The organism is Streptococcus mitis SK564 (assembly GCF_000148525.1).
Taxonomy (GTDB): domain Bacteria; phylum Bacillota; class Bacilli; order Lactobacillales; family Streptococcaceae; genus Streptococcus; species Streptococcus mitis_H.
The window spans coordinates 194,033-207,814 of the sequence record NZ_AEDU01000006.1; the positions used below are offsets into that span (position 1 = coordinate 194,033).

The 13,782-nt window shown below is 37.8% G+C and carries 11 protein-coding genes and 2 pseudogenes; 11 read left to right on the forward strand and 2 right to left on the reverse strand.

Features of this window, described 5'->3' with window-relative positions:
• The first annotated feature begins 8 nt into the window (after positions 1-8).
• From SMSK564_RS04620 to gla, 5 genes are all read left to right on the forward strand, one after another.
• Positions 9-1,991, forward strand: a complete 1,983-nt coding sequence (locus SMSK564_RS04620; RefSeq protein ID WP_000747537.1) for a peptide ABC transporter substrate-binding protein — start codon at positions 9-11, stop codon at positions 1,989-1,991.
• A 117-nt stretch (positions 1,992-2,108) separates the two neighbouring features.
• Positions 2,109-3,275 (forward strand): AI-2E family transporter, encoded by a 1,167-nt coding sequence (locus SMSK564_RS04625; RefSeq protein ID WP_000435441.1) that lies wholly within the window; start codon positions 2,109-2,111, stop codon positions 3,273-3,275.
• On the forward strand, positions 3,265-4,494 hold the full coding sequence (locus tag SMSK564_RS04630; RefSeq protein WP_001065966.1) for a tetratricopeptide repeat protein: 1,230 nt from the start codon (positions 3,265-3,267) through the stop codon (positions 4,492-4,494). The genes SMSK564_RS04625 and SMSK564_RS04630 overlap by 11 nt, the downstream gene beginning before the upstream one ends.
• 285 nt (positions 4,495-4,779) lie before the next feature.
• Complete coding sequence (locus SMSK564_RS12415) at positions 4,780-5,280, forward strand: MgtC/SapB family protein (RefSeq protein ID WP_004236157.1); 501 nt, start codon at positions 4,780-4,782, stop codon at positions 5,278-5,280.
• Between the two features lie 294 nt (positions 5,281-5,574).
• Positions 5,575-6,444 (forward strand): aquaglyceroporin Gla, encoded by an 870-nt coding sequence (gla, locus tag SMSK564_RS04640; RefSeq protein WP_000348100.1) that lies wholly within the window; start codon positions 5,575-5,577, stop codon positions 6,442-6,444.
• Between the two features lie 88 nt (positions 6,445-6,532).
• On the opposite strand, the pseudogene SMSK564_RS13140 reads toward gla, so the two are convergent.
• Both SMSK564_RS13140 and SMSK564_RS04655 read right to left on the reverse strand, forming a co-directional pair.
• Positions 6,533-7,894 (reverse strand): annotated as a pseudogene (locus SMSK564_RS13140) (IS3 family transposase).
• 55 nt (positions 7,895-7,949) lie between these two features.
• Positions 7,950-8,156 (reverse strand): annotated as a pseudogene (locus tag SMSK564_RS04655) (lipopolysaccharide biosynthesis protein); the annotation flags it as partial.
• A 473-nt stretch (positions 8,157-8,629) separates the two neighbouring features.
• On the opposite strand from SMSK564_RS04655, the gene SMSK564_RS04660 reads away from it, so the two are divergent.
• The 6 genes from SMSK564_RS04660 to dprA all read left to right on the forward strand — a co-directional run bounded on the left by SMSK564_RS04660 (position 8,630) and on the right by dprA (position 13,754).
• A complete protein-coding gene (locus SMSK564_RS04660) occupies positions 8,630-9,337 on the forward strand; it encodes an IspD/TarI family cytidylyltransferase (RefSeq protein WP_000638524.1) in 708 nt (235 codons plus the stop codon).
• Between the two features lie 4 nt (positions 9,338-9,341).
• On the forward strand, positions 9,342-10,364 hold the full coding sequence (locus SMSK564_RS04665) for a ribitol-5-phosphate dehydrogenase (RefSeq protein ID WP_000609880.1): 1,023 nt from the start codon (positions 9,342-9,344) through the stop codon (positions 10,362-10,364).
• 16 nt (positions 10,365-10,380) lie between these two features.
• Entirely contained in the window at positions 10,381-11,250 is an 870-nt protein-coding gene (licA, locus tag SMSK564_RS04670; protein ID WP_000411228.1) for a choline kinase LicA, read from the forward strand.
• Positions 11,240-12,118, forward strand: coding sequence for a DMT family transporter (locus SMSK564_RS04675; RefSeq protein WP_000791850.1), 879 nt, complete (start codon positions 11,240-11,242; stop codon positions 12,116-12,118). The genes licA and SMSK564_RS04675 overlap by 11 nt, the downstream gene beginning before the upstream one ends.
• A gap of 11 nt (positions 12,119-12,129) precedes the next feature.
• A complete protein-coding gene (locus SMSK564_RS04680; RefSeq protein WP_000643957.1) occupies positions 12,130-12,819 on the forward strand; it encodes a sugar phosphate nucleotidyltransferase in 690 nt (229 codons plus the stop codon).
• A gap of 86 nt (positions 12,820-12,905) precedes the next feature.
• Positions 12,906-13,754, forward strand: a complete 849-nt coding sequence (gene dprA, locus SMSK564_RS04685; RefSeq protein ID WP_000705317.1) for a DNA-processing protein DprA — start codon at positions 12,906-12,908, stop codon at positions 13,752-13,754.
• Positions 13,755-13,782 lie beyond the last annotated feature (28 nt).

Genomic DNA, 13,782 nt, shown 5'->3' on the forward strand with positions numbered 1-13,782 from the left:
GTTTTTTTATGAAAAAACGTGTTTTCTTAGCAGCTGGAGTTGCTGTACTCTCAGCAGCTGTTCTAGCAGCTTGTTCATCTGGTAATGGGAATAAGGAAGCAACTAAACCAGTTACTTATGCCTATGTATTTTCATCAGATCCTGCGACTCTGGATTATACAGTTTCTGGACAAAACTCGACAAAACAGATTACTGGTAATGTCATTGATGGACTACTGGAAAATGATCAATATGGGAATCTAGTACCATCAGTTGCAGAAGATTGGACTGTTTCCAAAGATGGTTTGACTTATACCTATAAAATTCGTAAGGGTATCAAGTGGTATACCAATGAAGGCGAAGAATATGGAGAAGTTAAGGCTCAGGATTTTGTGACTGGTCTAAAACACGCAGCTGACAAGAAATCAGAAGCACTTTATCTTGTACAGGATTCTATTAAAGGATTGGATGACTATGTAAATGGGAAAACAACGGATTTTTCTACTGTTGGTGTAAAAGCAACAGACGATTATACTGTAGTCTATACTTTAAACCATCCAGAATCTTTCTGGAATTCGAAGACAACAATGGGAATTCTTGCTCCTGTTAGCGAAGACTTTTTAGCTTCTAAAGGAGATGACTTTGGTAAGGCGACTGATGTAACAAGCATTCTATACAATGGGGCTTATCTTCTCACAGGTCTTACATCTAAATCTTCTATTGAAATGACCAAAAACCAAAATTATTGGGATAAACAAAATGTCTTTATTGATGATATCAAATTATCATTCTTTGATGGTCAAGATGCTGACTCTCTTGGACGTGGATTTGATGAAGGAAATTATCCTGCAGCTCCTCTCTTTAAAAACTCTGCTAACTATGAACGCTTAAAAGAAAAATACAAAGATAACATTATTTATAGTCAACAACAAGGAACTACTTTCTATATTTCGACCAATATTGACCGTGTTGCTTACAATCACACCTCTAAAACAAGTGATGCAGAAAAAACATCTACTAAGAAGGCCTTGCTGAACAAAGATTTCCGTCAAGCTTTGGCTTTTGCTACAGATCGTAAAGCAGGAATCTCTCAAGTATTTGGGGACGAAGTAGCACCGCGTAAATTACGTACAAGTTTAGTACCTCCAACATTTGTACAAGTAGGAGAGCAGTCATTTGGGCAAGTAGCTAAGGCAGAATTGGATAAATTAGATGGTGTATGGAAAGATGTCAGTCTTGATGATGCCCAGGATTCACTTCATAATGTAGATAAGGCTAAAGCTAAATTGGAAGCTGCCAAGAAAACTCTTCAAGCTGATGGAGTACAGTTCCCTATTCATTTAGATATTCCAGTATCTTCTACTCGTCCAGATTTTGTGCGTCAAGCTCAATCTTATAAACAATCCATCGAGGAAGCTCTTGGATCAGATAATGTTGTAGTTGATATTCAACAAGTTTCTGACGATGAATTGGCAAGTATGACGGTTCTAGCTACTTCTAATACCAATACTGACTGGGATATTAATGCAAATAGTGGATGGGGGCCTGATTACGCAGATCCATCAACTTATCTAGATATATTTGATCCAACATCTGGACCAAATCTTCTTGGTTCCCTAGGTGTAGTACCAGGTAAAGACAGTTCAGCAATCAAAGCGGTTGGGTTAGATAAGTTTAAAGAGTTAATCACGGATGCTAATAGTGAGAAAACAGATCTTGAAAAACGATATTCTAAATATGCAAAAGCTCAAGCTTGGTTAACAGACAGTGCCTTGGTTATTCCTGCACAGTCAAACGGTGCCCAAATGCTAGTAACGAAGAAAGTTCTAGGTACTGGTGCAGATGGCTGGGTAGGTGATAAGACTGGTGAACTTAGCTATAAATACCTTAAAATCCAAGATAAGATTGTCACTACTAAAGAAATGGATGAGTTCCGCAAGAAATTTGCTGAAGAAAAAGCCAAATCAAACGCTGATTATCAGAAAAACTTAGACCGTCATATTCAAGACTAATCGAATCTCCTCTTTTGAGGGGATTTTTTATGTCTCTGTCTCCATGTAAGCACTTTAAAAAAGAGTTATTTTTTCCTAAAAATGATATAATGAGAGAACGATAGAAAGGAAGTATTTATGGAGCAAAAAGAGAAACATTTTAGCCTATCTTGGTTTTTCAAGTGGTTTTTGGATAACAAGGCCATTACGGTATTTTTGGTAACTTTATTATTGGGACTGAATCTTTTTATTTTAAGCAAGATTAGTTTTCTATTTTCACCTGTTTTAGACTTTTTGGCAGTCGTGATGTTGCCAGTCATTCTATCTGGTTTACTATACTATTTACTGAATCCCATTGTTGATTGGTTGGAGAAGCATAAGATTAATCGCGTCATAGCAATCAGTATTGTCTTTGTGATCATCGCTCTCTTTATCATTTGGGGCTTGGCAGTGGCTATTCCAAATCTGCAACGTCAGGTCTTAACCTTTGCAAGAAATGTACCAATCTATCTCGAAGATGCAGACAGAGTTATTAATGATTTGGTCACCAAGCGTTTACCAGATGATTTCAGACCTCAATTAGAGCAAGTTTTGACCAATTTTTCTAGCCAGGCTACAGTTTGGGCAAGTAAAGTTTCTTCACAAGCAGTCAACTGGGTGAGCGCCTTTATTAGTGGGGCATCTCAAGTGATTGTTGCCTTGATTATCGTTCCTTTCATGCTCTTTTATCTCTTGCGTGATGGGAAAGGCTTGCGTCACTATTTGACCCAATTCATGCCAACGAAATTGAAAGAACCTGTTGGACAAGTTTTATCTGATGTGAATCAACAGTTGTCCAATTATGTTCGAGGGCAAGTAACAGTAGCTATTATTGTAGCGGTAATGTTTATGATCTTCTTTAAGATCATTGGTCTACGCTATGCAGTTACGCTGGGGGTTACCGCTGGTATTTTAAATCTGGTTCCTTATCTTGGTAGCTTTCTAGCCATGCTTCCTGCCCTAGTATTGGGCTTGATTGCTGGTCCAGTCATGCTTTTGAAAGTAGTGATTGTCTTTATCGTAGAACAAACTATTGAAGGCCGTTTTGTTTCGCCACTGATTTTGGGAAGCCAATTAAACATTCATCCCATTAATGTTCTCTTTGTCTTGTTAACTTCAGGATCCATGTTTGGTATTTGGGGAGTCTTACTCGGTATTCCAGTTTATGCCTCTGCTAAGGTTGTCATTTCAGCCATTTTTGAATGGTATAAGGTAGTTAGTGGCCTATATGAACTAGAGGGTGAGGAAGTCAAGAGTGAACAATAGTCAACAGATGTTACAGGCTTTGGAGGAACAAGATTTAACCAAGGCAGAGCACTATTTCGTCAAAGCTTTAGAAAATGATCCAAGTGACCTTCTGTATGAGTTAGCTACTTATCTTGAAGGGATTGGTTTTTATCCTCAGGCTAAGGAAATTTACCTGAAAATCATAGAAGATTTTCCAGATGTTCATCTTAATCTAGCAGCAATTGCTAGCGAAGATGGTCAAATCGAAGAAGCCTTTGCTTATCTTGAGGAAATCAAATCTGACAGTGACTGGTATGTTTCTGCTTTGGCTCTGAAAGCAGACCTTTACCAGATGGAAGGTTTGACAGATGTGGCGCGTGAAAAACTGCTGGAGGCTTTGACTTACTCAGAGGATCCTCTCTTGATATTGGGCTTGGCAGAGTTGGATAGTGAGTTGGAAAATTATCAAGAGGCCATTCAAGGCTATGCCCAGTTAGATAATCGTACTATTTATGAGCAAACAGGCATTTCCACCTATCAACGGATTGGCTTTGCATATGCCCAGTTAGGGAAATTTGAAACGGCTACAGAGTTTTTAGAAAAAGCCTTGGAGTTAGAATACGATGACCTAACAGCTTTTGAGTTGGCCAGTCTTTACTTTGATAGAGAAGAATACCAAAAAGCTGTCCTCTACTTTAAGCAGATTGATACCATTTCTCCTGACTTTGAAGGCTATGAGTATGGTTATAGTCAGGCCTTGCATAAGGAACATCAGGTTCAAGAAGCCCTGCGCATTGCTATGCAAGGCTTAGAGAAAAATCCCTTTGAAACTCGCCTTTTGCTAGCTGCTTCACAATTCTCTTATGAACTGCATGATGCTAGTGGCGCAGAAAATTATCTCCTTACTGCAAAAGAAGACACTGAGGATACAGAAGAAATCTTGCTTCGTTTGGCAACTATTTATCTAGAGCAGGAGCGTTATGAGGATATTCTAGACTTACAAAGTGATGAGCCAGAAAATCTCTTGACCAAGTGGATGATTGCTCGTTCTTATCAAGAAATGGACGATTTGGATACTGCTTATGAGCATTACCAAGAGTTGGCAGGAGATTTGAAGGATAATCCAGAGTTTCTGGAACACTATATCTACCTCTTGCGTGAATTGGGCTATTTTGAAGAAGCAAAAGTCAATGCGCAAGCTTACTTAAAACTAGTTCCAGATGATGTGCAAATGCAAGAATTGTTTGAGACATTGTAAGAATCCATTAGTTACAGAAAACTGCAAGTTATCACTAGAGAGTAACTGTGGTTTTTTGTTTTAAAAAGGACAATTTTCAACTAATATATTCTCTTGAAAAAAGTTTCAACTAGGACTATAATATAAAATTATGAGTGATAGAGGAGGGAAATAATGCTTGATACGATAGCTCTACCGATTGAAGTCCGACACATTATTCTCATTTTATTGTCTTGTTTTTCTGGTTTTATCATTGGCTATTAAAGAAAATCTAAGCACAAGTAGGCTGGGAGAAAGACTCATATTTTGGTTGCCTTAACTGCAACTTTAATGATGATTTTATCAAAAGAAGCTTTCTTGGATACGCCTAATTATGATACTTCTAGGGTTGCGGCCCAAATTGTCAGTGGAATTAGTTTCATTGGTGGTGGTATTATTTTCATGAGGGATAAAAAAATCAGTGGTATCACCACAGCAGCTGGTATTTGGGCGACTGCAGGTATTGGAATGGCGATTGTTCTAGGCTTATTTTGCAGTTTAATTGTTGTCTCTGTTCAGAAAAATAGCTCCAAATTTTTGAAAAGCGATACTCATTATCATATCAGAATGACTGGATTTGTAACCAATAAACCTTCAATAGATACCTTGAATATTCTCATTGAACAGAAGGGATTTTATAATCTAAATATTGACATGGATAGGAATGAAAGTGGCTATAATCTCACAATTAGAGCTGATCACGATAAATCCATTTCTTACAAAATATGGCTGAGATTTTATGGCAATGTGACGAGAATTTTTATGTAAATCAGGTTAAGATTGTTTCATTAGAAGGATAGAGTTTTGTTTTCATAGCAAAACTCTTATTGGTGAATGGGGAAAGATACTTCTTATTCCCTATACTATGTATCAGTAGGAATTGATATAAAAGCATCAGATTAGCTCAGATAACATAATGAACTGGGAATATCTTGGAAAAAAGATTAGTTTATAAGATTTGGAACCGTTTTCTGTCACAATCTTTCGGGAAAGTAGTTGCTAAAAGATGTAAAAATTGATAGAATAAGAATTGTCTAAAAAATTTTAAGGAGAATCTATCAAATGGATTTCACATGGGCAATTAAATATGCCACTGAATTTTTGGGAACTGCTATTTTGATCATTCTTGGAAATGGTGCAGTTGCCAACGTTGAACTTAAAGGTACGAAAGGTCACCAAAGTGGCTGGATCGTTATCGCTGTTGGTTATGGTATGGGGGTTATGATCCCAGCCTTGATGTTTGGTAACGTATCTGGTAACCACATCAACCCAGCCTTCACTCTTGGACTTGCAATCAGCGGTCTTTTCCCTTGGGCTCAAGTTGCGCCTTATATCATCGCACAAGTTTTGGGTGCTATCTTTGGTCAAGCCTTGGTTGTGGCAACACACCGCCCATACTACTTGAAAACTGAAAATCCAAACAACATTTTGGGTACTTTCTCAACAATTTCAAGTTTGGATAATGGTACAAAAGAATCACATTTTGCAGCAACTGTTAATGGTTTTGTAAATGAGTTTGTTGGATCATTTGTTCTTTTCTTTGCAGCCCTTGGAATGACTAAAAACTTCTTTGGTTCTGAAGTGCTTCAATACATGAAACAAATGGCTAGTCAAGCAGGTCAAAATGTTGATTTTTCTGATTTAGCAATCAAAGCCCAAGTAGCACCACATACTGCTTCAGGACTTTCAGTAGCTCACTTGGCACTTGGATTCCTTGTTATGGCCTTGGTAACATCACTTGGTGGACCTACAGGACCTGCCTTGAACCCTGCTCGTGACTTGGGACCACGTCTCCTTCATGCTTTCCTTCCAAAATCAGTTCTTGGTGAGCACAAAGACGATTCAAAATGGTGGTATTCTTGGGTACCAGTAGTAGCACCGATCGCAGCAGCAATTGCGGCAGTAGCTATTTTCAAATTCCTTTACCTATAAGAAATTGAGTTCTCTATCTATTGTAATAGATTGAAGAAAAATTAAAAACGCATAATATTGTACTGACCCCAAAAAGTTAGACAATTATTTAAGCAAAGGATTTAGTTCTGTATTGTACGGGGCTAAGTCCTTTTAGTTTTACCTTAATTCGTTTGTTGTTGTAGTAATCAATTGTAGTAATCAATATAGTCTACAATAGCTTGTTCCAAGTGTTCAAGTGACTGAAACGTATTCTCATAACCATAAAACATTTCAGACTTAAGAATGCCAAAGAAAGATTCCATCATACCGTTATCTGGGCTATTTCCCTTACGTGACATAGATGGCTGGATTCCCTTATCCTTTAAAAAATGATGATAGAAATCGTGTTGGTATTGCCCTCCTTGGTCACTATGGAGAATTGTATTTTCGTAATGGTTCTCTGTAAAGGCTTGTTCTAGCATAGCTTTCATTTGTACTAAGTTCGGCGAAGTAGAAAGATTGTAGGAGATAATTTCGCTGTTAAAGCCATCTAAAACTGGTGATAAATAAAGCTTTAGTCTACTTGCTGGAATGGCAAATTTTGTCACATCTGTGTAGCATTTTTGCATTAGTTTGGTTGCTTCAAATTGACGTTGAATAAGATTATCTGCTTTCTTGCCAACATCTCCTTGGTATGAAGAATACTTCCGTTTACGGCGAATTCGAGCCGTTAAACCAAGTACTTTCATCAGACGCTGCGCCTTCTTATGGTTCACTACAAAGCCACGATTTCGTAATTCTAGAGTCATGCGACGATAGCCGTAATTTCCTTTATGCTCAGTATAAATTGACTGAATTTCAGCTTTAATATCATAATCTTTATCGCTTTGATCCAGCTGTTTTAAGTGGCAATAATAGGTTGAACGGGCAAGCTTAATAATCTTTAGAAGAATATCTAAAGAAAACTCTGTTACCAGTCCTTGAACAATTTCCGTTTTTCTTCTTGCTCCTTTTCGTCCCTCAATCGGAGTTCTCTCAACTTTTTTAGAATGGCATTCTCCGCTCTCAAGTATTCATTTTCTGCTTGAAGACATTCTAATTCTGTCATATCTTCAAATCTCTTCTTTGGCTTACGTCCCATTTTAGGTGGTCTCCCTCTTGTTCCCTCAACAATAGTATATCCGTTTTTCTTATATTGTGCCAGCCAATTAGAATGTAATCCACTACTTGGAAGAGCATAATCCAGAGACGCCCTAATTTGTGAATGCCCCTCAAGAAGAACTTTATCAATAATCTCTTGTTTTAGTTCAGGAGAATAGTAACAATTCTTTCCTTTTTTGACGAACTCTATTCCATAACGATCAATCAATTTAATCATGTACCTAATATTAGAATTGTTTATCCCAAATTTATTTGAAAGCTTCTCTAAGCTATATCCTTGTTTTCTAAGTTCATAGATCTGAACTTTATCATCATAAGTTAATTTCATAATAAAAGCACCTCAAAAGTTAGATTTTTATGTCTAACTTTTGGGGTGCAGTTCAGGTTCTATTCAGATCTTTTTTGTTATCCTTGACATTACTGATGGCCCGTAAACCGTAGTTATAGACCCCATAAGTCGCAAAGGGCAAGAAAAATGACAAAATAGTGTCGACTGAGTTGAAGTAACCATAGTCAGTTCGGTCTAAGACACGCGCTACATAGGTTCCAGTTAGGATGGGAAAAATAATATTCAAGACACGAATTCCCATGTAAGATAGAGCATTTAATTTTATACTTTTCGTTCAATTTACCTCGTTTTTCGTTCTATCATAAAGTCAGCTAATAAGAAATGAGGGGCAGTAATACTCTTCGAAAATCAAATTCAAACCACGTCAGCGTCGCCTTACCGTACTCAAGTACAGCTTGCGGCTAGCTTCCTAGTTTGCTCTTTGATTTTCATTGAGTATAAGTCAAGTAATCACTTTGAAGTTTCAAAGTTTGATTTTAAGTTTTCTTTAAGGAAACTATATTATTCTGAAGAACTCTAAAATTTCACAGCCATTTATTGGTAATGACTACAGAATTCCTAGTCATTACTAGAAATGGACTAGTTTCTTTGAATAATAGAACTCCTTAATCCTTCTATTCTAGAACGGGAGGATCGGTATTTCTTTCATGATAGGACTAGATTGTGGTATAATAGAGAGAATAAGTTTTTTTAGTAAGACAAAGGAGAAAATAGATGATTTATGCAGGAATTCTTGCTGGTGGAACTGGCACACGCATGGGAATCAGTAACTTGCCAAAACAATTTTTAGAGCTAGGTGATCGACCTATCTTGATTCATACAGTTGAAAAATTTGTCTTGGAACCAAGTATTGAAAAAATTGTAGTTGGGGTTCATGGAGACTGGGTTTCTCATGCAGAAGATCTTGTAGATAAATATCTTCCTCTTCATAAGGAACGTATCATCATTACAAAGGGTGGTGCTGACCGCAATACGAGTATTGAGAAAATCATTGAAGCCATTGATGCTTATCGTCCGCTTACTCCAGAGGATATCGTTGTTACCCACGATTCTGTTCGTCCATTTATTACGCTTCGCATGATTCAGGACAATATCCAACTTGCCCAAAATCATGACGCAGTGGACACAGTGGTAGAAGCGGTTGATACTATCGTTGAAAGTACCAATGGTCAATTTATTACAGATATTCCAAATCGTGCTCACCTTTATCAAGGACAAACACCTCAAACATTCCGTTGCAAGGACTTCATGGACCTTTATGGATCTCTTTCTGATGAAGAGAAGGAAATCTTGACAGATGCATGTAAAATCTTTGTGATCAAAGGAAAAGATGTAGCCTTGGCCAAGGGTGAATACTCAAATCTGAAGATTACAACCGTAACAGATTTGAAGATTGCAAAAAGTATGATTGAGAAAGACTAGTAAAATGATTAATCAAATTTATCAACTAACTAAGCCTAAGTTTATCAATGTCAAATATCAGGAAGAGGCTATTGACCAAGAGAATCATATCCTCATCCGCCCTAATTATATGGCGGTCTGTCATGCGGATCAGCGTTACTACCAGGGAAAACGTGATCCCAAGATTTTGAATAAAAAACTTCCAATGGCAATGATTCACGAGTCGTGTGGAACCGTTATTTCTGACCCTACAGGAACCTACGAAGTTGGTCAAAAAGTTGTCATGATTCCCAATCAGCCTCCTATGCAGAGTGATGAAGAATTCTATGAGAACTACATGACAGGGACCCATTTCTTGTCTAGTGGCTTTGATGGCTTTATGAGAGAGTTTGTTTCTCTCCCTAAAGACCGTGTAGTGGCTTATGATGCTATTGAAGACACGGTTGCAGCCATTACAGAGTTTGTCAGTGTCGGCATGCACGCTATGAATCGCCTATTGACCCTTGCTCATAGCAAGCGGAACCGAATCGCCGTTATCGGAGATGGAAGTTTAGCATTTGTGGTTGCCAATATTATCAACTATACTTTGCCAGAAGCAGAGATTGTGGTCATTGGTCGTCATTGGGAAAAGTTGGAACTCTTCTCATTTGCCAAAGAATGCTATATTACGGATAATATTCCTGAGGGTTTGGCCTTTGACCATGCTTTTGAGTGTTGTGGTGGTAATGGTACTGGACCGGCTATAAATGACCTGATTCGCTACATTCGTCCTCAGGGAACGATTCTCATGATGGGCGTTAGCGAGTATAAAGTCAATCTCAATACACGCGATGCCTTAGAAAAAGGCTTGCTCTTGGTTGGTTCCTCTCGTTCTGGTCGCATCGATTTTGAAAATGCCATCCAAATGATGGAAGTCAAGAAATTTGCCAATCGTCTTAAAAATATCCTTTATCTAGAAGAACCTGTAAGAGGAATTAAAGATATTCACCGTGTCTTTGCGACCGATTTAAACACAGCCTTTAAAACCGTGTTTAAGTGGGAAGTATAGGTGCTGGAGGTTAATTGTGGAGAAAATCATTAAAGAAAAAATTTCTTCCTTACTTAGTCAAGAAGAGGAAGTCCTCAGTGTTGAACAACTGGGGGGAATGACCAATCAAAATTATTTGGTCAAAACAACAAATAAGCAATACATTGTTAAGTTCTTTGGTAAAGGGACAGAAAAGCTTATCAATCGACAAGATGAGAAGTATAATCTTGAACTATTAAAGGATTTAGACTTAGATGTAAAAAATTATCTTTTTGATATTGAAGCTGGTATCAAAGTAAATGAGTATATCGAATCTGCACTCACGCTTGATTCAACTACAATCAAGACCAAATTTGATAAAATTGCTCCAATATTACAAACTATTCATGCTTCTGGCAAGGAATTAAGAGGAGAATTTGCTCCTTTTGAAGAAATCAAAAAATACGAATCTTTGATTGAGGAAAAAATCCCTTATGCCAACTATGAAGCTGTTCGAGAAGAAGTCTTCTCCTTAGAGAAAAGACTGGCTGACTTAGGTGTTGACAGAAAATCTTGTCATATCGATTTGGTGCCTGAAAACTTTATCGAATCACCTCAAGGACGTTTATATCTGATTGACTGGGAATATTCATCAATGAACGATCCAATGTGGGATTTGGCTGCTCTCTTTTTAGAGTCTGAATTCACTCGTCAAGAGGAAGAAGACTTCTTGTCTCACTATGAGAGTGAGCAAACACCTGTCTCTCGTGAAAAGATTGCTATTTATAAAATTTTACAAGACACTATTTGGAGTCTATGGACAGTCTATAAAGAAGAGCAAGGAGCAGATTTTGGCGACTATGGTGTGAGTCGTTACCAAAGAGCTGTTAAAGGTTTGGCTTATTATGGAGGTTCTGATGAAAAATAAAAATGGAGTTTCCTTTGGTCTACTCTCAGGTGTTTTCTGGGGTTTAGGTCTAACGATTAGTGCTTATATCTTTTCGATTTTTACAGATTTGTCGCCTTTTGTGGTGGCCGCTGCTCACGATTTCTTGAGTATCTTTATCCTACTAGCTTTTCTCTTGGTAAAAGAAGGAAAAGTTCGTCTCTCAATTTTCTTAAATATTCGCAATGTCAGTGTTATCATCGGAGCCTTGCTAGCAGGCCCTATCGGTATGCAGGCCAATCTTTATGCGGTTAAGTATATCGGAAGTTCCTTAGCTTCATCTGTGTCGGCTATTTACCCTGCGATTTCGGTTTTATTGGCTTTCTTCTTTTTGAAGCACAAGATTTCAAAAAATACTGTATTTGGGATTGTCTTGATTATTGGAGGGATTATTGCTCAGACCTATAAGGTTGAACAGGTCAATTCCTTCTACATTGGAATTCTCTGTGCTTTGGTTTGTGCTATTGCATGGGGGAGTGAGAGTGTCCTTAGCTCCTTTGCCATGGAAAGTGAATTGAGTGAAATCGAAGCCCTCTTAATCCGTCAAGTGACTTCATTCTTGTCCTATCTTGTGATTGTGCTCTTCTCTCATCAGTCATTTGCAGAAGTGGCCAATGGACAATTGTTAGGTCTCATGATTGTCTTTGCAGCCTTTGATATGATTTCCTATTTGGCTTATTATATCGCAATCAATCGCTTGCAACCAGCCAAGGCTACAGGCTTGAATGTGAGCTATGTTGTTTGGACTGTCTTGTTTGCAGTTGTTTTCTTGGGTGCACCGCTAGATATGTTGACAATTATTACGTCACTTGTCGTTATTGCTGGAGTTTATATTATTATTAAAGAATAAAGGAGATTCGTGTGAAAGCCATCATCTTAGCAGCGGGATTGGGAACTCGCTTGCGTCCTATGACTGAAAATACCCCTAAAGCCTTGGTTCAGGTTAATCAAAAACCCTTGATTGAATACCAAATTGAGTTTCTAAAAGAAAAGGGAATCCATGACATTATCATCATCGTTGGTTACCTTAAAGAACAGTTCGATTATTTAAAAGAAAAATATGGTGTTCGCCTCGTTTTCAATGATAAATACGCTGACTACAATAACTTTTACTCTCTCTATCTTGTAAAAGAAGAATTAGCTAACAGTTATGTTATTGATGCCGATAATTATCTCTTTAAAAATATGTTCCGCAATGATTTGACACGTTCGACTTATTTTAGTGTTTATCGTGAAGATTGTACCAACGAATGGTTCTTGGTCTATGGAGATGACTACAAGGTTCAAGACATTATTGTGGATAGCAAAGCAGGTCGCATTCTTAGTGGTGTATCCTTCTGGGATGCTCCAACAGCAGCAAAAATTGTTAGCTTTATTGACAAGGCCTATGCAAGTGGTGAATTTGTCGATCTCTATTGGGACAATATGGTTAAGGATAATATCAAAGAGCTGGATGTCTATGTTGAAGAATTAGAAGGCAACAGCATCTATGAGATCGATAGTGTTCAAGACTATCATAAATTAGAAGAAATTCTTAAAAACGGAAATTAAAGATTAGGACATCTGGCTAAAATAGTCGGATGTTTTTTGATTTTTTACGAATAAATAGATGAGTAGAAAAAGAAATGGAGTTATTTATGAAAATCACAAACTATGAAATCTATAAGTTAAAAAAATCAGGTTTGACCAATCAACAGATTTTGAATGTCCTAGAATACGGTGAAAATGTTAATCAGGAGCTTTTGTTGGGTGATATTGCAGATATATCAGGTTGCCGAAATCCAGCCGTTTTTATGGAACGTTATTTTCAGATAGACGATGCGCATTTGGAGAAAGAGTTTCAAAAATTTCCATCTTTCTCTATTTTAGACGACTGTTACCCTTGGGATTTGAGTGAAATTTATGATGCACCTGTGCTTTTATTTTACAAGGGAAATCTTGATCTCTTGAAGTTTCCAAAGGTAGCGGTTGTGGGTAGTCGTGCTTGTAGCAAACAGGGCGCTAAGTCAGTTGAAAAAATTATTCAAGGCTTGGAAAATGAACTGGTTATTGTCAGTGGCTTAGCCAAGGGGATCGACACAGCAGTTCATATGGCAGCTCTTCAGAATAGCGGAAAAACCATTGCAGTGATTGGAACAGGTCTGGATGTGTTTTATCCTAAAGCCAATAAACGCTTGCAAGACTACATCGGCAATGACCATCTGGTTCTTAGTGAATATGGACCTGGCGAACAACCTCTGAAATTTCATTTTCCTGCCCGTAATCGCATCATTGCTGGACTTTGCCGCGGTGTGATTGTAGCAGAGGCTAAGATGCGCTCAGGTAGTCTCATTACCTGTGAGCGAGCAATGGAAGAAGGGCGCGATGTCTTTGCTATTCCTGGTAGCATTTTAGATGGATTATCAGATGGTTGCCATCATTTGATTCAAGAAGGAGCAAAATTGGTTACAAGTGGGCAGGATGTTCTTGAGGAATTTGAATTTTAATACTCTTCGAAAATCTCTTCAAACCACG

What these genes read in the sequence shown, in the direction of transcription:
- SMSK564_RS04620 (WP_000747537.1), top strand. Translation starts at nt 9, where the DNA reads ATGAAAAAACGTGTTTTCTTAGCAGCTGGAGTTGCTGTACTCTCAGCA.
- SMSK564_RS04625 (WP_000435441.1), top strand. Translation starts at nt 2,109, where the DNA reads ATGGAGCAAAAAGAGAAACATTTTAGCCTATCTTGGTTTTTCAAGTGG.
- gla (WP_000348100.1), top strand. Translation starts at nt 5,575, where the DNA reads ATGGATTTCACATGGGCAATTAAATATGCCACTGAATTTTTGGGAACT.
- SMSK564_RS04660 (WP_000638524.1), top strand. Translation starts at nt 8,630, where the DNA reads ATGATTTATGCAGGAATTCTTGCTGGTGGAACTGGCACACGCATGGGA.
- SMSK564_RS04665 (WP_000609880.1), top strand. Translation starts at nt 9,342, where the DNA reads ATGATTAATCAAATTTATCAACTAACTAAGCCTAAGTTTATCAATGTC.
- SMSK564_RS04675 (WP_000791850.1), top strand. Translation starts at nt 11,240, where the DNA reads ATGAAAAATAAAAATGGAGTTTCCTTTGGTCTACTCTCAGGTGTTTTC.
- dprA (WP_000705317.1), top strand. Translation starts at nt 12,906, where the DNA reads ATGAAAATCACAAACTATGAAATCTATAAGTTAAAAAAATCAGGTTTG.